The organism is Methylorubrum subtropicum (assembly GCF_038442325.1).
In the GTDB taxonomy this organism is placed as follows: Bacteria; Pseudomonadota; Alphaproteobacteria; order Rhizobiales; family Beijerinckiaceae; genus Methylobacterium; species Methylobacterium subtropicum.
Genome location: NZ_JBBXMW010000008.1, coordinates 38,633 through 58,999, shown reverse-complemented (window position 1 = coordinate 58,999; position 20,367 = coordinate 38,633). Strand labels below are relative to the sequence as shown.

Annotated in this window: 15 protein-coding genes; 9 read left to right on the top strand and 6 right to left on the bottom strand. The window is 71.1% G+C overall.

Annotated features, from left to right (window positions below; translation table 11 throughout):
* Nucleotides 1–43: 43 nt before the first annotated feature.
* The 5 genes from AAHG03_RS12915 (at nucleotide 44) to speB (ending at nucleotide 6,195) form a co-directional block, all read left to right on the top strand.
* Entirely contained in the window at nucleotides 44–1,084 is a 1,041-nt protein-coding gene (locus tag AAHG03_RS12915; protein WP_342151074.1) for a polyphosphate kinase 2 family protein, read from the top strand.
* 260 nt (nucleotides 1,085–1,344) lie between these two features.
* Nucleotides 1,345–2,622 (top strand): bifunctional phosphopantothenoylcysteine decarboxylase/phosphopantothenate--cysteine ligase CoaBC, encoded by a 1,278-nt coding sequence (gene coaBC, locus AAHG03_RS12910; protein ID WP_342151073.1) that lies wholly within the window; start codon nucleotides 1,345–1,347, stop codon nucleotides 2,620–2,622.
* A gap of 86 nt (nucleotides 2,623–2,708) precedes the next feature.
* On the top strand, nucleotides 2,709–4,679 hold the full coding sequence (locus AAHG03_RS12905; RefSeq protein ID WP_412759744.1) for a putative bifunctional diguanylate cyclase/phosphodiesterase: 1,971 nt from the start codon (nucleotides 2,709–2,711) through the stop codon (nucleotides 4,677–4,679).
* Nucleotides 4,680–4,784: 105 nt separating this feature from the next.
* Nucleotides 4,785–5,090 carry a hypothetical protein gene (locus tag AAHG03_RS12900; RefSeq protein WP_342151072.1) on the top strand — a complete coding sequence of 102 codons (306 nt, stop codon included), beginning with the start codon at nucleotides 4,785–4,787 and terminating at the stop codon, nucleotides 5,088–5,090.
* Nucleotides 5,091–5,193: 103 nt separating this feature from the next.
* Nucleotides 5,194–6,195: an agmatinase gene (gene speB / locus AAHG03_RS12895; protein ID WP_342151071.1), complete on the top strand. Its 1,002-nt coding sequence runs from the start codon at nucleotides 5,194–5,196 to the stop codon at nucleotides 6,193–6,195.
* Nucleotides 6,196–6,440: 245 nt separating this feature from the next.
* Here speB and AAHG03_RS12890 read toward each other — a convergent pair whose 3' ends face one another.
* From AAHG03_RS12890 to AAHG03_RS12875, 4 genes are all read right to left on the bottom strand, one after another.
* Nucleotides 6,441–7,622 carry a GGDEF domain-containing protein gene (locus AAHG03_RS12890; protein WP_342151070.1) on the bottom strand — a complete coding sequence of 394 codons (1,182 nt, stop codon included), beginning with the start codon at nucleotides 7,620–7,622 and terminating at the stop codon, nucleotides 6,441–6,443.
* A gap of 202 nt (nucleotides 7,623–7,824) precedes the next feature.
* Nucleotides 7,825–8,943 (bottom strand): HD-GYP domain-containing protein, encoded by a 1,119-nt coding sequence (locus AAHG03_RS12885; RefSeq protein WP_342151069.1) that lies wholly within the window; start codon nucleotides 8,941–8,943, stop codon nucleotides 7,825–7,827.
* Nucleotides 8,944–9,149: 206 nt separating this feature from the next.
* On the bottom strand, nucleotides 9,150–12,290 hold the full coding sequence (locus AAHG03_RS12880; protein WP_342151068.1) for an efflux RND transporter permease subunit: 3,141 nt from the start codon (nucleotides 12,288–12,290) through the stop codon (nucleotides 9,150–9,152).
* 11 nt (nucleotides 12,291–12,301) lie between these two features.
* Nucleotides 12,302–13,495, bottom strand: a complete 1,194-nt coding sequence (locus AAHG03_RS12875) for an efflux RND transporter periplasmic adaptor subunit (protein WP_342151067.1) — start codon at nucleotides 13,493–13,495, stop codon at nucleotides 12,302–12,304.
* 193 nt (nucleotides 13,496–13,688) lie between these two features.
* Between AAHG03_RS12875 and AAHG03_RS12870 the strand changes: the two genes are divergently transcribed.
* The gene (locus AAHG03_RS12870; protein ID WP_183570028.1) at nucleotides 13,689–13,871 is read left to right on the top strand and encodes a hypothetical protein; all 183 of its coding nucleotides are present in this window, start codon (nucleotides 13,689–13,691) and stop codon (nucleotides 13,869–13,871) included.
* A 164-nt stretch (nucleotides 13,872–14,035) separates the two neighbouring features.
* Here the strand turns inward: AAHG03_RS12870 and mazG are convergent, their stop codons facing one another.
* Nucleotides 14,036–14,866, bottom strand: coding sequence for a nucleoside triphosphate pyrophosphohydrolase (gene mazG, locus AAHG03_RS12865; RefSeq protein WP_342151066.1), 831 nt, complete (start codon nucleotides 14,864–14,866; stop codon nucleotides 14,036–14,038).
* A 719-nt stretch (nucleotides 14,867–15,585) separates the two neighbouring features.
* On the opposite strand from mazG, the gene AAHG03_RS12860 reads away from it, so the two are divergent.
* The 3 genes from AAHG03_RS12860 to AAHG03_RS12850 all read left to right on the top strand — a co-directional run bounded on the left by AAHG03_RS12860 (nucleotide 15,586) and on the right by AAHG03_RS12850 (nucleotide 18,571).
* Entirely contained in the window at nucleotides 15,586–16,671 is a 1,086-nt protein-coding gene (locus AAHG03_RS12860; protein ID WP_342151065.1) for a replication protein RepA, read from the top strand.
* A gap of 500 nt (nucleotides 16,672–17,171) precedes the next feature.
* Nucleotides 17,172–17,726 carry a winged helix-turn-helix domain-containing protein gene (locus tag AAHG03_RS12855; protein WP_342151064.1) on the top strand — a complete coding sequence of 185 codons (555 nt, stop codon included), beginning with the start codon at nucleotides 17,172–17,174 and terminating at the stop codon, nucleotides 17,724–17,726.
* A 227-nt stretch (nucleotides 17,727–17,953) separates the two neighbouring features.
* Nucleotides 17,954–18,571: a BRCT domain-containing protein gene (locus AAHG03_RS12850; RefSeq protein WP_342151063.1), complete on the top strand. Its 618-nt coding sequence runs from the start codon at nucleotides 17,954–17,956 to the stop codon at nucleotides 18,569–18,571.
* 54 nt (nucleotides 18,572–18,625) lie between these two features.
* On the opposite strand, the gene AAHG03_RS12845 is transcribed toward AAHG03_RS12850, so the two are convergent.
* On the bottom strand, nucleotides 18,626–19,924 hold the full coding sequence (locus AAHG03_RS12845; protein WP_342151062.1) for a patatin-like phospholipase family protein: 1,299 nt from the start codon (nucleotides 19,922–19,924) through the stop codon (nucleotides 18,626–18,628).
* Between the last annotated feature and the right edge of the window lie 443 nt (nucleotides 19,925–20,367).

Sequence of the window (20,367 nt, the reverse complement as noted above, 5' to 3'; positions counted from 1 at the left end):
GGCCTCGCGCCCGCGATCGGCTCACGAGCGGGTGATCTTCGGTATGAGCAAGACGAACGGCAAGGATGCGGGCGGCCCGGAGACGGGGAAAATCCGGGAAACAGCGTCGCAGGGTGACGTGGAGCACAAGAGCAAGGACAAGAAGGCGAAGAAGGAAGCACGCAAGGCGCGGGCCGACGACCATCCGCCCTCCTCCGCCGCCTGGGCGCGGGCGGTGGATGCCGGGCTCGGCACCGCGCCGAGCCTGTCGCCGCACCGCGCTCCGCCCCTGCCGCGGGCCGCCCCCGGCATCGTCACGGTGGAGCCCGGCACGCGCTTCAGCCTCAGCCATGTCGATCCCGACGCGACGGGCGGCCTCGAGAAGGCCGAGGCCAAGGCGGCGCTGGCCGGCGTGCGCGAGCGGATCAAGGCGTTGCAGGAGAAACTCTACGCCGAGCACGCCCGCTCGCTCCTCGTGGTGTTCCAGGCGATCGACACCGGCGGCAAGGACGGCACCATCCGCTCCGTGCTGGAGGGCGTGAACCCGCAAGGGTGCCGGGTGTGGTCGTTCAAGGTGCCGAGCGCCGAGGAACTCGATCAGGATTTTTTGTGGCGCTACCACCTCCGCGCCCCGGGCCGCGGGTTGATCGGCGTGTTCAACCGCAGCCATTACGAGGACGTGCTGGTGGTGCGGGTGAAGGGGCTGGTGCCCGAGGAGACGTGGTGCGAGCGCTACGGCCTCATCAACGATTTCGAGCGGCTGCTGACGCTGTCGGGCACCACGATCCTGAAGTTCTTCCTCCACATCTCCAAGGACGAGCAGAAGGAGCGCCTGGAGGCGCGCCTCGAAGACCCGGACAAGCACTGGAAGTTCGACCCCGCCGACCTCACCGAGCGAAAAAGCTGGGACGCCTACCGCACCGCCTTCGACGACGCGCTGTCGCGCTGCTCGACCCCTTACGCCCCCTGGCACGTGGTGCCGGCCAACCGCAAATGGGCCCGCAACCTCATGGTGGCCCGCACCATCGCCGACACGCTGGAGGCGATGGACCCGCAGTTTCCGCCGGCGCGGGAGGGGATCGCGGGTTTGACGGTGCCGGATTGAGGGGGAGGCGGGGTTACAGCCCGCGTTTCACCCCTCCCCCGTCATTCCGGGGCCGCGCAGCGGAACCCGGAATCCACCCGTGATGCGCGGCTGTACGAGGCGTCGCGGCCAGTCGTGGATTCCGGGTTCGCCTTCGGCGCCCCGGAATGACGGCGGAGGGTATTCGAGAGCGTTGCGCCTTGCATCAGAATGGGCGTCGGTCCGAGGCTGGTGCCCCCTCCCCTTGACGCGCAGCCCCAAAGAATCTCGTGCTGCGCCCCATGTCCCGCTCGCCCTCCCCGCTCGCCGGCCGCCGCGTCCTCCTGATCGTCGGCGGCGGCATCGCCGCCTACAAGGCGCTCGACCTGATCCGGCGCCTGCGCGACCGGGGCGCGGCGGTGCGCCCGCTGCTGACCGAGTCGGCGCAGGAATTCATCACGCCGCTCGCGGCGGCCGCGCTCGCGGGCGAGCGGTCGCACACCGACCTGTTCGACCGGGAGAGCGAGGCCGAGATCGGTCATATCCGCTTGGCGCGCGACGCCGACGCGGTCGTGGTGGCGCCGGCCACCGCCAACATGATGGCCCGGATGGCGACCGGCCACGCGCCGGATCTGGCCGCGACGGTGCTGCTCGCCACCACCCTGCCGATCCTGATCGCCCCGGCCATGAACGTGCGGATGTGGCTGCATCCGGCCACGCAACGCAACCTCGCGACCCTGAAGGCCGACGGCGTGAGCGTGGTCGGCCCCAACGAGGGCGCGATGGCCGAGGCCGAGTTCGGCCCCGGGCGGCTGGCCGAGCCGCACGAGATCGCCGACGCGCTGGAGGCGATGCTGGCGGCGCGCTCAGGCAGCACCGGCTTCGGCTTCCTGGCGGGTCGCGAAACCGCCAAGAAACCGCTCACGGGGCGGCACGTACTGGTCACCTCGGGTCCGACGCACGAGGCGATCGATCCGGTGCGCTACCTCGCCAACCGCTCGTCCGGCCGCCAGGGCCACGCGGTCGCCGCCGCCGCCGCGGAAGCGGGCGCGCGGGTCACGCTGGTGTCGGGGCCGGTGGCGATCCCCGATCCGGCGGGCGTCACGGTGGTGCGGGTCGAGAGCGCCCGCGACATGCTGGCCGCGGTCGAGGCCGCCCTTCCGGCCGATCTGGCGATCTTCGCCGCCGCGGTCGGCGACTGGCGCCCGGCCGAGACCCGCGGCGCCAAGATCAAGAAGGACGGCAGCACGCCGGCCCCGCTGACGCTGGTCGAGAACCCCGACATCCTCGCCACGATCTCCGCCCGCACGGCCGCCCGCCCGTCGCTGGTGGTGGGCTTCGCCGCCGAAACCGATGCGGTGCTCGACAACGCGCGGAAAAAAATCGCGCGCAAAGGCTGCGACCTGATCGTGGCCAACGACGTCTCGGCGGAGGGCGGCGTGATGGGCGGGCTCGACAACACCGTCCATCTCGTGTCCCGCGACGGCGGCGTCGAGACCTGGCCGAAACTCGGCAAGGAGGAGGTCGGGCGCCGGCTGGTGACGCGGTTCTCGGAATTGCTGGCCGCCCGGTCGGGCTGAGGTCCCGGCGCGGCCGGGATTCACCACGTCATCGATTCTTAAGGCGATTCGCTCACATCTGGGTGATCGAGCGAGAGCGCGGAAGCATGTCGTCCTTCGAACGAATTCGCGCGCCGGTCCGCAGGCTTCTGGGCGAGGAGCTGTTCGCGCGCGTCTCCGGCCGCATGGCCGTCCGGCAGCTCGTCGAGCTGCGCACCCAGATCGTCTCGCTCTACGCCCTGCTCTCGGTCAATGCTTGCGCCCTGGCCTTCACCCATCTCGGCCTCGCGCCGGCCTCGCTCACCCTCGCCTGCCCGGCGGTGTTCGTGGCCCTGTGCGCCGCCCGCGCGCTGCACTGGTGGCGGATGCGGCCCGAGACGTTTTCCGAGGCGCGGGCCGAGCGCCACCTGCGCCTGACGACCGCACTGTCCCTCGTCTTCGCGGTCGGCTTCGTCGGCTGGGCGATCGCGCTCTCCGCCTTCGGCGGCCCCTACGAGCAGGGGCACGTGGCGATCTTCATCGCCATCACGGTGATCGGCTGCATCTTCTGCCTGACCCACCTGCCGGTCGCCGCCTTCGGCGTGACGCTGATCGTGACGGGGGCGTTCCTGATCCATTGCCTGACGAGCCACAACGGCGTGTTCATCGCCATCGCCCTCAACACGACCTTCGTGACGGTCGTGATGGTGCGCATCCTCGCCAACAACTTCCGCGCCTTCGTCACCCTCACCCGCGCGCAGTTCGAGGCGCAGCGCCTCGCCGAGGAGAACGCGCGGCTGGCGCTGAGCGACAGCCTGACCGGGCTGCCCAACCGCCGCGCCTTCTTCAGCGAGCTGGAGGCCCTGACTGAGGGCGAGGCCCCGTTCGCGCTGGCGATCTTCGATCTCGACCGCTTCAAGCCGATCAACGACACCTACGGCCACAAGGCCGGCGACCGGGTGCTGCAGGAGACCGGGCGGCGGCTCGCCCGCTTCGCCGATTCCGGGGTGAGCGTGGCGCGGCTCGGCGGCGACGAGTTCGGCGCGCTCATCCGCCTCCCGGCGGACGGTGCCGACGTCACGGCGGTCTGCGACCGGATCTGCGCGGCGCTACGGGCGCCGATCCGGCTCGGGGAGACCCTGGTGACGGCGGGCTGCTCGGCCGGGCTCGCGGTCTATCCCGAGGCCGGCCGCGGGGCGCCCGAGCTGTTCGACCGGGCCGACTACGCCCTCTACCATTCCAAGCTCAACCGGCGCGGCCACACCACCGCGTTCTCGCAGGAGCACGAGAACGCCATCCGCACCGAGCGCGCCATCGAGGCGGCGCTGCACAGCCCCGACCTCGCCCGCGAGATCGAGGTGCAGGTCCAGCCGATCCTCGACCTGCGCACCAACCGCGTCGTCATGGTCGAGGGGCTGGCCCGCTGGACCCATCCGACGCTCGGCCGGATCGCGCCCGACCGCTTCATCGCGGCGGCCGAGCGCTGCGGCGCGATCCACCGGCTGACGACGACGCTGCTGCGCCGGGCGCTCAGCGACGCCGCCCGCCTGCCGCCGGGGATCGGCCTGTCGTTCAACCTGTCCTCGCACGACCTCGCCTCCGCCGAGACCGTCATCGCCATCATGGAGATCGTGCGCGAGAGCGGGTTCGATCCGCGCCGCCTGACGCTGGAGCTGACCGAGACGGCGCTGATGCGCGACTTCGAGCGGGCCTGCGACGCCATCACCCTGCTGCGGGCGCTCGGCATCCGGATCGCGCTCGACGATTTCGGGACGGGCTATTCGAGCCTCAGCTACGTCCACCGCCTGCCGCTGGACAAGGTGAAGATCGACCGCAGCTTCATGGCCGACCTGCATGCGCCGCGCGGCGAGCGCATCGTCGCCACCATCCTGGATTTCTGCCGCAACCTCGACCTGCCCTGCATCGTCGAGGGCGTCGAGACCGAGGGCCAGCTCGCGATCCTGCGCCGCCTCGGCTGCCGCTCGGTCCAGGGCTACCTGATCGGCCGGCCCATGCGGATGACCGCGCTGCTGCAGCGCCTGCCCGAGATCGAGGCCGGCGCGGCGGAGGAGCGGCCTGCCCCGCGGCTGATCGCTTGAAGGGTTCTCCCCGCCAGCGGCAATCCGACGCCGCCGCCTTGCCGCCGCCGACCCTGCGTCCAGTTCCGGGCCCTCACGAACCCGTGAGCCAACAGGAGCGAGACCATGGCCAAGGCCGACCGGCACAGCATGGGGCCCGGCACGCAGGGCAAGGGCGACGGCAGCGGCGCCATGACCGAGCTGCCCGAGGGCGTGCTCGGCGAAAACGACGTGCTGAGCAACCGCGGCAAGTCCCGCCACACCGACGAGCGCGGCCTCGACAGCCGCAACATCCAGACCGAGCAGTATCACGACCATGTCGGCGCCCGGCAGACGGACGCGGATTCCGATGCCGCGAACACGAGCAGCGCGTCGGGCCCGATGACGGACGGCTCGGGGGAGGAGAGCAGCCTGCGCAAGCAGGGCGGCTGAGCGGGCGAGGGCGGGGGGCGCTTGGCCCCCTGCCCCGTTCCGGCGCGGCTTGCGGCCGGGCGCCCGTGGCGGCTTGATGGACCGCGCACGAAGGAGGCGCGGCATGGCGGCGAAGGCGGACGACACGCGGGCGGAGCGACGGGCGCGGTTCCGCCCGGCCTCGGGCATGGAGACGCCGCGCTTCTCCGGGCTGTCGAGCTTCATGCGGCTGCCGGTGCTGGCGCCCGAGGCGGCACCGGGCGCGGTCGAGATCGGGCTGGTCGGCATCCCGTTCGACGGCACCACCACCAACCGGCCCGGCGCCCGGCTGGGCCCGCGGGCCGTGCGCGAGGCCTCGACCGGCACGCGGGCGCTCAACCACGCCACCGGCGTCGCGCCCTACGCGCTGGCGGCGTGCGCCGACCTCGGCGACGTGCCGGTCAACCCCGTGGACGCCGCCGAGACCGACCGGCGCATCGAGGCGTTCTACCGGCCGTTGGCCGAGGCCGGCATCGTGCCGCTCTCGGTCGGCGGCGACCATTTCGTCAGCTTCCCCGTGCTGCGGGCGCTGGGGGCGGCGCGCCCGCTCGGGCTGATCCACATCGACGCCCACAGCGACACCGACGACAGCCAGTACGGCGGTTCGCGGCTGACCCACGGCACCCCGTTCCGCCGCGCGGTGGAGGCCGGCGTACTCGACCCGAGACGCTGCGTGCAGATCGGCATCCGCGGCAGCATGGATGCGGCGGACGAGCGCGATTGGGCGAAGAGCCAGGGCATCCGCATCGTCGAGATGGAGGAGGTCTGCGCCCGCGGCCTGCCGGAGGTGGCGGCGGAAGCCCGCGCCGTCGTCGGCGACGCGCCGACCTATCTCAGCTTCGACATCGACGCCCTCGATCCCGCCTTCGCCCCCGGCACCGGCACGCCGGAGATCGGCGGCTTCACCACGCGGGAGGCCCTGCACCTGCTGCGGGCCTTCCGCGGCCTCGACCTCGTCGGCGCCGACCTCGTCGAGGTCGCGCCGCCGCTCGATGCCGGCGGGATCACGGCGCTGGCCGGCGCGGGGATTTTGTTCGAGATTCTTTGTCTGCTGGCGGAGCGGGTCGCGGCGCGGGCGGCGACCTGAATCGGCTCGGTCCCCGCTGCATCCCCTCGCCCCGCACGCGGGGAGAGGGCTTCGGCGACCTCGTCGGCGCCGAAGCGAGGCGGCAGCCGAAGGTGAGGGGGCGGTTCAGGACCAGCCCTGTCCGTCGAGTCCCCCTCACCCCCGCTTCCGCTTGTCGCGCCGACGACGAGGTCGTCGCGACCCTCTCCCCGCGTGCGGGGAGAGGGGGTTCAACGGCACCCGAGAGTGCCGATTCGGAGACCGATTCAGGCCCGCCGCCGCTCCGCCTCCGACGGCTCGTCCAAAACATCCGCCGCCTTGCGCGAGGCGACGCTGCAGCGGCCCTTGCCGAGCGACTTGGCGCGGTAGAGGGCGGAATCGGCCGCGCGCATCAGGGCGGCGAGGCCGGTGCCGTGCTCGGGCGCCGTGGCGATGCCGACGCTGACGCCGACCGCCAGCGCCTGCCCTTCCGGCCCGATCGGGTGCGGCGCGGCGATGCGCGCGATCAGCCGCTCGCCGAGATCGATCAGGGCGCCGCGCGCCTGGCCGGGGCAGAGCACCACGAACTCGTCGCCGCCGATCCGGGCCGCCGCTGCGTCGGGGCCGGCTTCCTCGGCGATGCGCTCGGCGACGCTGCGCAGCAGCCGGTCGCCCATCGCGTGGCCGTGGGTGTCGTTGATCGCCTTGAAGCCGTCGAGGTCGAGATAGAGCAGGCCGGGCGCCCGATGCCCGTGGCGCTCGAACGCGGCGTTCAGCCCGGCCCGGTTGGCGAGCCCGGTCAGCCCGTCGTGGAGTGCCAGCGCCGCGTTCTCCCGCTCGGCACGCATGGTGGCGACCAGCATCCCGTTGAGCCGGTAGGCCGCCCGCGTCATCGCCAGGAGGTAGCCCGGAATCTGCACGAAGGTGACGGCGAGCAGCGGCTCGCCCGACAACGCGGCCCCGAGGCAGCAGGGCCCCAGCGTCAGCGCGATCATCACGGCGGTGAGCCGCGGGGCGGAGAAGTTGCGGAAGCACGTGCCGCCGACCATCGCCGCCGAGGACAGGCAGGCGAGCGTCGCCGCCACCCAGTCGCCCGAGACGAGGCTGACGAAGGTGCCGTAGCCGAGGCTGCCGGCCCAGGCGACGGCGAGCATGAGGTTGAGGTCGGTCGGCGTCGGGCGGCCCGCCCGCGCGGCGCGGTCGGCGACGATCAGCACGGCGAGCCGGCCGAGGCAGATCGCGACCTCCAGGGCGAGCCAGGCCAGGATCGGCGGCGTCGGCAGGCGGGCGGCGATCACCGCGGCGACCAGAATGGTGTTGGCCACGCCGCCGACGAAGATCGGCAGCGTGCCGTAGAGGTTGGCGATCAGGGCGAGCCGGATCGGCTCGGGCACATCGGCGCCGGGCTCGGCGAGCCAGCGCGCGATCCGGGTTCGCGGCGGGGAATAGACCTTTTGGGTGTCGCGCATGGAAGGCCCGGACGGTGCTCGGCTCGGGCTTCCCGGCAAACGGCCGGCCCCGTGTCGATCCTAGGTCGGGGTCGTTACGAAAAGGTATTTTGCAAGGTTGGGCGGCGGCATGACCGGCACAGAGCTGCCGCTTCACGCACGACGCGAAGCAAAGGCCCCGTGAGTCGGTCCCGGTTGCCGACGAAGACGGGGTCTGATCTGGTCAGCCGCCGGCGGCGATGGCGAGGCTCGGAGCCCCGGTCGCGGCGCGCTCGACCACGGGGCGGTAGGCCCGCAGCAGGTCGGGGTCGAGCTGCCCGGCCTGTTCTTCCATGATCGCGAAGGCCTGCGCGTGGGTCATCGCCGGCCGGTAGACCCGGCGCTCGGTCAGGGCCGAATGCACGTCGCAGATCGCCACCAGCCGCACGAGGTCGCCGATCCGCGGCGCGGTCAGGCCCTCGGGATAGCCCGAGCCGTCGAGGCGCTCGTGGTGGTGGCGCACCACGTCGAGGATTTCCGGCGCGTAGGCCGCCTCGCGGCCGAGCAGGTCGGCGCCGAGGTCGGCGTGGGTCTGCATCACCCGCGTCTCCTCCGGAGTCAGCGGGCCGGGTTTTTCGAGGATCGCGCGGGGGATCAGCGCCTTGCCGACATCGTGCAGCAGGGCGGCGCGGGCCAGCCGCCGCCGGTCGGCCCCGGACAGGCCGAGTTCGGCGGCGAACGCCGCGGCGAAGCCCGCCACGCTCAAGGAGTGCTGGTAGACCGAGATATCGTGGCGCCAGACGAGGTCGAGCCAGCCGCGGATGCCGACCTCGGACACGGTGTCGAGCACGATCTCGGTGCCCTCCTCCGCCACGGCCGGGCTCGGCGGCCGGTTGGCGGCCGCCGCGTCGAACAGCCGGGTGACGAGGCGCGTGGCGGTCCCGACCCGCGCCCGCGGCCCGCCGACGGAAGCCCCCGGATTCGCGCGGGCCTGCGCCTCCTCGACGAGGCGCAGCAGCGTCGGCACGATGCCCGCGGAGCGGGGATCGATCATCGCGGCGGCGCCGAACAGGCGCCGGGCCGCCGCGTCCTGCACGGCGTTGCCGCGGGCGAGATAGAGGCAGGGCACCGCCCGCGCGCGGATCAGGCCGGCGAGCCGCCCGATCCAGGCGGCGCTCTCGGCCTCGGCCCGGTCGGCGGCCATGTCGATGACGAAGGCGACCGGATGCCCGCCCGGCAGCGCGGCGCCGGGCTCGATCGTCCGGCAGGGCTGGACCAGGGCGATGCCCGACGCCAGACGCTCGGCCCGCTCCCGGCGATCCGAGACGAGGCAGACGTATCGGTCCTGTGAATCGACCTTCATGGTTCATCCGTCCGCCGCGCACCCTCCGACTCGGGCAAGCGGCAGCGGTGAGTCTGTAATCAATGTGTTGAGAAAAACTTGGTGTTTTCTACGTAAGTCGCCCCCGAATGCATTCGCGCGGATCGGGGGAGCCGCGCGCCGATACAACCTTGACGGCACGTTCTCGCGATTCGGCCTTTATTTTAGACATCTCGGGACCGCCGCCGCTACTCGGCGGCGACGCGTCGCCCGAACGAAGCGGGCTCGTTGGCCGGCGGGTGCGGACGGTAGGGCTCCGCCTCCGGGCCGGGCTCGTCGGTGGCGCCGACGAAGCGGCCGAACAGGCGCACGAACAGCCGCGAGAGGTCGTCGACCAAGAGATAGATCGCCGGCACGAACACCAGCGACAGCACCGTCGAGACGATGAGCCCGCCGATCACCGCCACCGCCATCGGCGCGCGGAACTCGCCGCCGATGCCGAGCGCCATCGCGGACGGCACCATGCCGGCCGCCATGGCGATGGTGGTCATGACGATGGGCCGCGCCCGCTTGCGGCCCGCGTCCACGATGGCGGTGACGCGATCCACGCCGCGGGCGGTCTCCTCCACGGCGAAGTCCACCAGCATGATCGCGTTCTTCGTCACCACGCCCATCAGCATCAGGATGCCGATGACGACGGGCATCGAGATCGGCATGTGGAAGATGAGGAGCCCGAGGATCGCCCCGCCGATGGAGAGCGGCAGCGAGAACAGGATGGTCAGCGGCTGGAGGAAGTTGCCGAACAGCAGCACCAGCACCCCGAACACCATCATCAGCCCGGCGCCCATGGCGAGCGCGAAGCCCTCGAACACCTCGCCCATCACCTCGGCGTCGCCCGTCTGCTTGATGGTCACGCCGTCCGGCAGGTGGGTCGCGGCGGGCAAAGCCATCACCTGCTCGATGATGGTGCCCAGCGCGTCCGAGCCCTGGAGGTCGCCCTCGATGGCGACGCGCACCGTGCGGTCGTAGCGTTCGATCGCGGTCGGGCCCCGCCCGAGCTTGAGGTCGGCGACCGTGGCGAGCGGCACCGCGGCGCCCGCCTTCACCGGCACCTTCAGGGTCTCGATCTCGGGCAGTTGCCCGCGCAAGGTCTCGGGCAGCATCACCCGGATCGGGATCTGCCGGTCCTTCGCGTTGAACTTGGCGAGGTTGGCCGCGATGTCGCCGATGGTGCCGACGCGGACCGTCTCGGCGATGAGGTCGGTCGAGACGCCGAGATCGGCCGCGACGCCGGGCTTCGGGGTGATGCGGATCTCGGTGCGGTCGAGGGGGGCCGTCGACATCACGTTGACGAGGTGGGGCACGCCCATGGCCTCGCGCTGGAGCCGGGCGGCGACCTCGGCCACCACGTCCTTGTCCGGCCCCGACACGATCAGGGCGAATTCGCGCTGCCCGCCCTCCTGCAGCGACCAGAAGCGGATGTCCGGCACCTGTCGCAGGATGTCGGAGATCTTCAGATCGATCTGCTTCTGGGTGAGGTGGCGGGTGTTCTTCGGCGTGAGGTTGATGGTGAGGCTCGCCAGCCTGACCTCCTTCTTGCCCGGCAGCTGGCGCCCGCCATCGACGAAGACGGACTTCACCTCGGGCATGGCCCGGATCGTCGCAACGATGCCGTCGGAGACTTTTCTGGTGTCGTCGAGCCGGGCGCCGGGGGGCAGTTCCACCACGAACATGGTGCGCGCCGCATCCTCCGCCGGCAGGAAGCCCGCGGGCAGGAGCTTGGTGGACATGATCGAGCCGGCGAAACAGGCGAGGCCGAGCACCAGCGTCACGTATTTGTGGCGCACCGACCATGCCACGATCCGGCCGTAGAGCCGCATCACCGGCCCCTCGCGCTCGTCCTCGGGGCCGTGGTCGCGCAGGAAGTAGGCGGCCAAGAGCGGGGTGATGAGCCGCGCGACCAGCAGCGACATGAACACGGCCGCCGCGATGGTGAGCCCGAACTGCTTGAAGTACTGGCCGGCGATGCCCGGCATGAACGAGACGGGGGCGAAGATCGCGATGATGGTCGCGGTGATGGCGATGACCGCGAGCCCGATCTCGTCGGCGGCCTCCAGCGCCGCCCGGTAGGGCGACTTACCCATCCGCATGTGGCGGACGATGTTCTCGATCTCGACGATGGCGTCGTCGACGAGGATGCCGGTCACCAGCGTGATGGCGAGCAGGCTGACCGCGTTGAGCGAGAAGCCGAGCGCGCTCATCACCCAGAAGGTCGGCAGCACCGAGAGCGGGAGCGCGATGGCGGCGATCAGCGTGGCGCGCCAGTCGCGCAGGAACAGGAACACCACGATCACGGCGAGCGCGGCCCCTTCGAGCAGGCCCATCATCGCCGAGTGGTAGTTGCCCACCGTGTTGACCACGCTGGTGTCGATCAGGTCGAAGCGCACGCCCGGGTTCGCCGCATGCAGCTCCTCGATGCGCTTGGCGACCGCGACCGAGACCTCGGCGTCGCTCGCCCCCATGGCCCGCGAGATCGCGAAGCCCACCACCGGCTCGCCGTTGAAGCGGGCGAAGGTGCGCGGCTCCTCGGCCGAATCCATCAGGGTCGCGAGTTCGTCGAGCCGCACCTTGCGCCCGCCCGGCACGACGATGGAGGTGGCCCCCAAGGTCTCCAGGCTGGCCGAGCCGCCCAGCGTCCGGATCGACTGCTCGGAGCCGGCCAGTTCCCCGCGTCCACCGGCCATGTCGGCCGATGTCAGGCGCAGTTGACGGTTCACGTCCGCCGCGGTGATGCCCAGCGCGAGCAGCCGGTCGGGCTTCAAGGTCACGCGAATCTCGCGGGCGACGCCGCCCAGCCGCTCGACGCCGCCGACGCCCTTCACCCCCTGGATCTGGCGCGCCACCACGTCGTCGACGAACCACGACAGGTCCTCCGGCGTCATGGCGGGCGCGGAGGCGCCGTAGATCATGATCGGCAGGCCGGCGATCTCGACGCGGCTGATGATCGGCTCGTCGATGGTGCGCGGCAGGTTGATGCGGATCTTCGAGACCGCATCCTTCACGTCGTTGACGGCGCGGTCCTGGTTCGTCTCCAGCCGGAACTCGATCGTCGTGACCGACGAGCCCTCCGAGATGGTCGAGAGGATGTGCTTGACGCCCTTCACGCCGGCCACCGAATCCTCGACCCACTTCGTCACCTGGGTCTGCAGTTCGGAGGGCGCGGCGCCCGATTGGGTGATCGTCACCGAGACGATCGGGATGTCGATGTTGGGAAACCGCGTGATCGGCAAGCTCCGGAAGCTGACGAGGCCGAGCACCATCAGCACGAGGAACAGGACGAGCGAGGGGATCGGCTTGCGGATCGCCCAGGCCGAGATGTTGAGGCGCATGGCGGACCTCCTCAGCGGGCCGCGGCGGTCGCGGGCAGGACCGGGCGCACCCGGTCGCCGTCGCGCAGGAACGAGCCGGCCCGCGCGACGACGGTCTCGCCCGCGTTCACGCCGGAGCGAATCTCCGTGAACCCCTCGGCCGAGAGCCCGGTCTCGACCCGGCGGGCGGCAACGCGGCCCTCGGTCACCGCCAGCACCGTGGCGGTCCCATCGGCGGCGTAGAGCACCGCGGCGAGCGGCACCGCGACGCCGGAGCGCCGCGCCACCTCGACCCGGCCGCGGGCGAAGGCGCCGATATGCAGTGCAGGATCGGGCTGCAGCCGGATGCGGACCTTACCCAGCCGCGTCGCGCGATCGACCTCCGGATAGACGCGGCGTACCGCGCCGGGGATCGCGCGCCCGTCCTCCAGTTCGAGCCTGGCCGGATCGCCGGGATTGAGCCGGGGCAGGGCGGTCTCCGGCACCTCCCCTTCGAGTTCGATCTCGCCCCGCGCGATCAGCCGGAACAGCGGCTCGCCGACCGCGCTCGCGGTGGCGCCGACGCGGGCCGTGCGGCGGCTGACGATGCCGGCCTCGGGTGCGCGGATCTCGGTGCGGGCGCGCCGCAACGCGATCTCTCGGCTTTGAGCCTTCGCCGCCGCGAGGTCGGCCTGGGCGAGCGCGAGGCCCGCGCGGGCCGCATCGAGCCGCCCGTTGGCGCCTTCCGCCGCCGAGACCCGCTGCTCCAGGGTGACCGCGGTGGCGTTGCCGGTTTTGACCAGCGACTGCGCCCGCTCCAGCGCTTGCCGCGCCTCGACCTGCGCCGCCTCGGCCTGGACGATCTGGCTCTTCGCCTGCAGGATCGCCGCCTCGGCCTTGGCGGTCGCGGCGGCGTTGGCGGCTTCCTGCGTCTCGATCATCTCGAGCGACAGGCGGGCCAGCACCGCGCCCTTCTCGACCCGGTCGCCCTCCTCCACCGCGAGTTCGACGATGCGCAGGCCCTCGACCTCGGGGGCGACCAAGATCTCGTCGCGGGGCACCAGCGTGCCGGTGACGATCGCCCGCTCGACGATCTCCCGCCGCTTGGCCGGCACCACGCTGACGGCCGGCAGCAAAGCGGCCGGGTCCGGCACGGCGGCGGCGGGCGGCGCCGGCTCGGCGCGCAGGGCCGCGGGCGCGAAGCACAGGCAGGCCGCGACCGGCAGGGCGAGGAGGCGGGCGGACATGGGGCTTCGCTTCGACGGAGGAGGGGCAAGGGCCGCCCTCCCCTTGTCCACGAGGGCAGGCGATTTGATGGCGCGCCCCAACGTCGCAGTGCAACCGCGGCCGCGCTCGCGGGTTGTCCCGTCACAGGATTCGCCGCGCCTCCTGGTGAAGCGCGGGCCGAACCGCCGACCCCTTCCCGACGAGGTTCCCGGCATGAGCATCTTCCAGATCCGCCAGAAGACCAGCGGCGCCGTCCTCTGGACCGGCAGCGCCGACGACGAGCGCACCGCCCTGGACGCCATGGCCCGCGAGGCCGGCTACGCCGACTACGCCGCCCTCCCCGACGGCCTGCGCAGCGCCGGCTTCGAAACCGCCAAGCTCGACCTGATCTCCTAAGTCCGGGGATCCAAGGGCCTCAGGCCCTTGGTGGGGTGTCGGGGCAAGGCCCCGACGATCGCAGGGCTCTGCCCTGCACCCGCGAAAGGACTCGTCCTTTCGAAACCCATGACGGGGTCGAAGACCCAATGAAGAGCGCCGGGGCGGGTACGCCCCGGCGCTCTTCATGCTTCCGCGCGCTTCACGGCCTGCCACGCGGCTTCCATGGTGGCGAGGTCGCTCGCCTCCAGGCCGCCGTCGAGGCGGGCCGCCATGGCGGCGAAGCGCCGCTCGAACTTGCGCGTGCCCCGGCGCAGCGCCTCCTCCGGATCGACGCCCGCGTGGCGGGCGAGGTTGGCCACCGAGAACAGCAGGTCGCCGATCTCCTCGGCCACCGCCTCCGCGTCGCCCGCGCACAAGCTCTCCTCGACCTCGTCGGTCTCCTCGCGCACCTTGGCGAGCACTTGGCCTGCGTCCGGCCAGTCGAAGCCCGTGGCGGCCGCCCGCCGCGAGACCTTGTCGGCCCGCGCCAGCGCCGGCAGCGCCCGCGGCACGTCGGCGAACGGGCCGGGCTCCGCCTTCGCTTTGCCGGAGGCCGCCTTGGCCGCCCGCTCCTGCGCCTTGATCCGGGCCCAGGCCGCCTCGATCGCCGCCGGATCGTCCGGCCGCTCGCCGGGCTGCAGGAACGCGCCGTCCGCGTCGAACACGTGCGGATGGCGCCGGATCAGCTTGGCACAGATCGCCTCGACCACGTCGTCGAAGCCGAAGGCGCCGGCCTCTTCCGCGAGGCGGGCCTGGAACACGACCTGCAGCAAGAGGTCGCCGAGTTCGTCGCGCAGATCGTCGGCATCGCCGCGCTCGACCGCGTCGGCGACCTCGTAGGCCTCCTCGATCGTGTAGGGCACGATGCTCTCCGGCGTCTGCGCGAGGTCCCACGCGCAGCCCCGTTCGGGATCGCGCAGACGCGCCATCAGCCCCCGCAGCCTGTCGATCGCCGCCCCGTCCCGCTCCGCCATCCGCCCGGCCTCCGGCTGTACTTTCGGAGTCGCTCATAGCCGCTCCCGCGCCGCTGCGGCAGCATCCCACGGCGGGGACAAACCGGGGCGAATCCCGTCCGGGCCTGTGCAAAATTCCTTTCATTCCTTTTGAAAATCAGAGTGTCCGGTCTGTTCGGTTTGCCGAACGCTGCTCCAACTCCCTTAGGAAAGCTATCTGTAAAGGATTCTTCGAGAGTCAGTTCGGCAAGTTATAGGGGGCGCCGAATTCCCCTGTCCGGCCCGTGGCTTGGACCCTGTTCGCGCATCGAACTCTGCGTGGATGCGCATCGAACTCTGCGTGGACCCGCATGGGATTCTGCGCGCGGCGAACGGGGAATCGCATCGGATTCTGCGTGGGTACGCACGGGATTCGGCGTGGATCGCGGGGCTCGCCGGTGGATCGTGGGGACAAGGCGGGCCGCGGGGGCGTATCGAACTCTGCGTGGGCCGGTTTGCCCCCGTATCGAACTCTGCGCGGTCACTTCTCGCCTCGCCTGTGCAGAGCGGGCCGGGGATGCGTGAATTGCCGGGAAAACTCGTTCGACGCCTGGGACTCCGCGGAGCCGAATCGCGACAGGGTGGTTGGCGGCAGAAGCGCGGATCGAAGCTCGGCCGCGGTGGAACCTCAGGATTGTCGAACCCGTGATCTCCCCTTCCCTTCTCACCCGCGTTCCGGCGGCGGGGCTTTAGGCGCCGGCATGTCCGGGCTCGACGCCAAGATCGATCAGATCCGCGACGCGGACCTGCGCGCCGAGCTGGAGGCGGCGCGCGGCGGCTTCCTGTTCGCGCCGATCGTCGAGCATCTGCTCTACCGCCAGCGCGAGCGCGACGCCGAACGGGCCGCCGCCGGCGCCCAGGCCGAGCGCCGCGAGGCCATGGGCCGCGACCGCCGCCGCCGCGAGGCCGTGCGCGAGGTCATCGAGAACGAGCCGACCGCGCCGGAAAACCTCCAGCATCTGCACTCGGTGCTGGCGCTGTGCGGCCTGCCCTACCGCGATCCCGGCGGGGCCCGCGAATTCGTGCGGGAATACGGCCGCAACTCGCTCAGCCTCATGGCCGGGCGCTTAAAAAACCCGGTGACCGGCGAGATGGAGCCGCAGGGCCTCCCCTACGGCCCCAAGGCGCGACTGGTGCTGCTGCATCTCTGCACCGAGGCGGTGCGCCAGCGCAGCCCCACCATCGAGGTCGCCGACAGCCTCTCAGGCTTCATGAAGGCGATGGGCTTCGCCGTCACCGGCGGCGAGCGCGGCACCATCGGCGCCTTCAAGGACCAGCTCAATCGGCTTGCCGCCTGCTCGATGCAGATCGGCCTGTGGGACGGCGAGGGCCAGGCCTCGACCCTCAACGTGCCCCCCTTCCGCGCCCTCGAACTCTGGCGCCGCGGCGACGACGGCCTCGTCTGGCAGAAAACGGTCTCGTTCCATCAGGACTTCTACGACAGCCTGATCCGCCACGCGCTCCCGGTCGATATCCGCGCCGCCCGCGCCTTCTCCGGCTCGGCGCGCAAGCTCGATCTGCTGTTCTGGACCGGCTATCGGCTCCGCGCCCTCCAGCGCCCCTTGCGCCTCACCTGGGAGAACCTGCACCGCCAGTTCGGGGCCGAGAACGCCAGCCTGCGCAGCTTCCGCCAGGCCTTCAAGGCCGACCTCGCCGGCCTCTTGGAAGTGTTTCCGAAGCTCCGCATCGACCTCGACGAGGGCGGCCTCCTCCTCCACCCGGCCGACCCCGGCAGCCTGCTGGTCCCGCCGAAGGCGGCCCGCACGGCCAAGGCCGCGCGGGGGTGAGCGGGTGTTCCGTTTCTTCAAGGAATGGAACAAATGATATCCCGTAATGGAATATTACATCATTTATTTGCTTTCGCGGAATACGAGGGAATAAGGAATATTCCTACCCCACCTCGCCTCCATAGCGCCTGCGTCGTTCCATCGAAACATTCCGTCATTGCGAGGCGGAGCCGAAGCAATCCAGGGCTCCGCATCGTCCGGAAGAGGCGCACCGTCGATGACGGGACGGCCGTCGCCGTCTCGCCCCATTCTGCGATGTTCGCGCCCTGGATCGCTTCGGCACCGCCTCGCGATGACGGCGGGAAGCGGAAGGCATGGCGGAAGGTGGATAAGGATTGCGCGGCGTTTCACGGAACACGGAATGCTAGGAAATCCGGAAATTCCAATTCTGACGGAATGAAGCGGAATCCAACGATCCCTACATTCCATTCCGTTCCGTCCTGGGTTATCTTCCAATCCTCGCCCCGTTCCGTATCGGGGTCCGTCGGAGCATTCGGAACATGGGGCTGTCGGAAGCGCAGGCCGAGGCGAGGTTGGCGGAGCTGCGCCGCCGCCGCGACGCCATCGAGCGGGAGATCGCCGACCTCGTCCTCTATCTCGATCTCGGCCGCCGCCTTGCGGGGCAGGGGGACGCGGCGGATTTCGCAGAGGCGGACGACGCCCCGCCCCCTCCTGTCCCGCCTCGTCCCGCCGCTGAGCCGACTCGAGCCGCTTTTCCCGAGCCCTCGGCCGCACCGTGGGCGCCAGGACCGCCCTCCCCGCCCCCGGCGGCTCCCCGGACGGAATCCGAGCCCGGCGGCCTGTCGGAGACGGTGCAGGCGCGCCGCTACGGCCGGGCCCTGATCGAGGCGGCGCTCGCCACCCTGGAGGAGGCCGGCCGCCCGCTCCACGCCGGCGAGATCTGGGCGCGTCTGGTCGACCAGGGCTTCGCGCTCCCGGGCGCCGATCCGGTGGCGGCGCTCAACACGCGCCTCTGGAAGCGTTGCGGCCCCGGCGGCCCGCTGCGCCGCCTGGGCGACGCCGTTTACGCCCCGGCCGAGGCGGAGGAGGGGTGAGGGGCGTCCCCTCCCCGCTCGATGAAAGGGCGGCGTCCGGGCCGCCGCAGGTCGGCATCCGATTCTCCCGTGCAGGCATTCGGATGCCGCTCATCGGAGTCGATGCATCCCGTTTCTTGAAGATGCTTGAAGCCGAAAATCGATCGTGTATTGTTGTTGTATTGAATGCGTCGGCCTGATTCGGTCGAGATCGTATTGCGTGATGTGAGTTTCGAGGAGTTGAGTCGATGAAGGATACGGCGGTTCTCAATCGCATCTGCGCCGAGCGGATCGATGATCGTCAAATCGCCGAGGTGATAGGTATCGCCCACGGGATCATCGCGGACGGAGTTATTAACCAATCCGAGGTCGAGTATCTTCAGAAGTATCTGAGTACGCGTGAGCACGTCACCCGCAATCCCGTCGTCCGTCTTCTCAAGGATCGGGTGGATTGCGTTCTCGCCGACGGTATCGTCGATGCCGACGAGGCGACCGACCTGATGGCGACGCTGACAGCCTTCGCGGGCGGCGACTTCGAGTTGGGGGAGGCCACCAAGGCGACGAGCCTGCCGCTGTGTGCGCCGGCCCCGGTGATGGCGTTCCGCAATGCGCCGATCTGCTTCACCGGGACCTTCGCATTCGGCACGCGCAGCACCTGCGAGGATGCGGTCCGCACCCTCGGCGCCAGTCCCGGAAGCCTCACGATGAAGACCCGCTATCTCGTGATCGGGGCCTACGCGACGGACAACTGGTCGCAATCTGCCTTCGGCCGGAAGATCGAGCAGGCTGTCGCTTGGCGAAAGGCGGGCAAGCCCATCCACATTGTCGGCGAGGCGCACTGGGTCGAGCAGATGCGCGCCCACTGACGCGCTCGCGCCCGGCCGGGCGCGCGAAAGCCGTCCGGGGCTCTTTTTTCTGCGTCACCGTCCGGCGACGGCCCCCACCGAGCCCGAACCCTCCGCATGCCCGCCGTCGTGGCGGGGCGTCTCGGCGAACGCGGTGCCGGTGCGGCCCAGCGCTTGGCCGTGGGCGAACAGGGCCTGCATGTAGGGCCGGTCGAACGGGCGCTCCGAGGTCTGGGTGAAGCGCTTGTCGATCAGCGCCACCTGCAGGTCGAGGCCGGTGCGCTGGGCGTAGGAGCGGGTCAGCGCCAGCGCCGCGCGGGTCTGCGCCTTGATCGCCGCCGACATGGTCCGGCCGAGCACCGACAGCACCGAGCGCCCCGCCATCTGGAAGTCCGGCTCCAGCCGGTTGTTGACCACGAGGTAGATGCGCGAGGCCGGCAGGATCAGCCGGGTCTCGCCCGCCACGGCCGCCGCGGGGGCGAGGAAGAACGGGCCCATGGCGCCGCCGTCGTCGTGCATCTCCTCGAACTTTTTGTCCCCGGCGCTCGCCGGGATCAGCACCGGCGGGAACACGCCGGGCACCGCGGTCGAGGCCAGCACGATCTCGCGGAACAGCTTGAGGGCGCGGGCGTCGCCTTGAGCGTTCAGCGTCGCGATCGCGCCCATGTCCCACAGGGTCGGGCGCTCGCTGTCGACCTGGGTGGTGGCGATGAACAGGCGCCGGCCCTTGGCGTGCTCGGCCGCCACCGCCTTGAGCAGCGCGGGCGTCACCGCGCGGTCGATCCGCTCCTTCAGCGGCCACGTGTCGGTCAGCGAATCCCGCGTGCCGCCGAACTCGAACACGTCGGCGGCCGAGATCTCGGTGTAGTTCTGCTTGAGCGCGCCGTCGGCCTGGGGCCCGACAAAGGCGAAGGGGGCGATCAGCGCGCCGGTCGAGACGCCGGTGACGACGCCGAAGACCGGCCGGTCGCCGCGCTCGCTCCAGCCCGTCAGCAAGCCGGCGGCAAAAGCGCCGTTCTCCCCGCCCCCCGACAGCACCAGCCAGGGATCGGAGGCCCGGTCGGCCGTCTCGATCAGCGCCTTGAAGGCGGTCGCGTCGTCGCCCGCGATGCGCACGGACGCCGGCAGACCCTCGGGCCGGGCGATGGCGGCCTGCGCGGCGGTGTAGTCCGGCCGCTCCTCGGAGGATTTCTCGGCAGGCTTTTCGGCCTGCATCTTCTCCGCCTGCATCCGCTTGGCGGCCGGTCGCTCGGCCGCCAGGGCCGGCGAACCCAGCGCCATGGCGGTGCCGAGCAGGGTCAGCACGAGCCCCCGGCGCATCCGCCCGGCGGCCGGCAGGCCCGGTTCGTTCGAAATCGTGATCCGTTCCGGCATCGACGCACGTCCCTTGACGGTGTTCGATCTGCGTGGACCCCCGATGCATCCGCTCACCGGATGTCCCCCGCCGGCCGCGCGCGACCGGCAGGAGTTTTCGTGAATCCACACGCCCGCCTCGGCCGGAAAACACGGCCCGGCCCGGAGCGTTCCAGGCCGCCTTGCTTTGCCGGACCAGCAATCCTCGCCAATCTGATGCGGACGGGACCCGGACGCGGTGCGCGGGCACACCCGAATCCTTGGCCGAATCTTGCCCTGCCCCGCCGATCATCTTCGCGAACACGGTTTCGCGCAATGCTCGAATGCGTTCCGCGCAACGGTTGTCCGCGCCTGTTCTGTTTTTCGCTGGCTCACCCCTGCGGCCCCTCGCCGCCCTCCGCCCAAAGCCCGGCTTTACGCCGGGGGCCGGGGTGCTCTAACCCGTTCTCCAGACGCCAGAACCG